Here is a 711-nt window from a genome sequence, read left to right on the forward strand (position 1 = left end):
GGTTCAGTAGACGATGCCCTGGCTGTCCTTGCCGTCGCCGTCCCAGTCGCCGATGACGGGGAGTTCCGCGGTGCCTCCGTTGCCGTAGCCCACCGATGTGGTGGTCTCGGTGGCGCTGGTGACCGGGCTGGTCCGCATGTAGAAGGTGTTGCCCATGCGGACGCCGATGTTGTCCTTGCCGTCGCCGTCCCAGTCGCCGACCAGCGGCGTGGCGTTGGGGTCGCCGTACATGAACACGTGCTCGGCCTGGCCGGTTTCGGGGTGGTCGCTGATGTAGAACTTGCCGGTGGAGGGGGCGTAGGCGCTGGGGGTGTCCTTGCCGTCGCCGTTCCAGTCACCCACGATCGGCACCATCGGGCTGTCGCCGTAGGCGACCGATGTGGTGGTCTCGGTGGCGCTGGTGACCGGGCTGGTCCGCATGTAGAAGGTGTTGCCCATGCGGACGCCGATGTTGTCCTTGCCGTCGCCGTCCCAGTCGCCGACCAGGGGTGTGGCGTTGGGGTCGCCGTACATGATCACGTGTTCGGCCTGGCCCGTTTCGGGGTGGTCGCTGATGTAGAACTTGCCGGTGGACGGGTCGTAGGCGCTGGGGGTGTCCTTGCCGTCGCCGTCCCAGTCACCCACGATCGGCACCATCGGGGTGTCGCCGTAGTGGATGACCGGCCGGGTGGCGACGTTGGAGGTCTGACTGTCGGACAGGAAGAAATCCAG

General features: G+C 66.8%; 1 protein-coding gene. It reads right to left on the bottom strand.

Annotated elements, in window-relative coordinates; translation table 11 throughout:
- Window positions 1–3: 3 nt before the first annotated feature.
- Window positions 4–711, bottom strand: a 708-nt coding sequence (locus N5079_RS35090) for a hypothetical protein (RefSeq protein ID WP_261588534.1), incomplete at its 5' end; no start/stop codon positions are given.

Origin of the sequence: Planotetraspora sp. A-T 1434 (genome assembly GCF_025420585.1) — a bacterium.
Taxonomy (GTDB): domain Bacteria; phylum Actinomycetota; class Actinomycetes; order Streptosporangiales; family Streptosporangiaceae; genus JAOEGB01.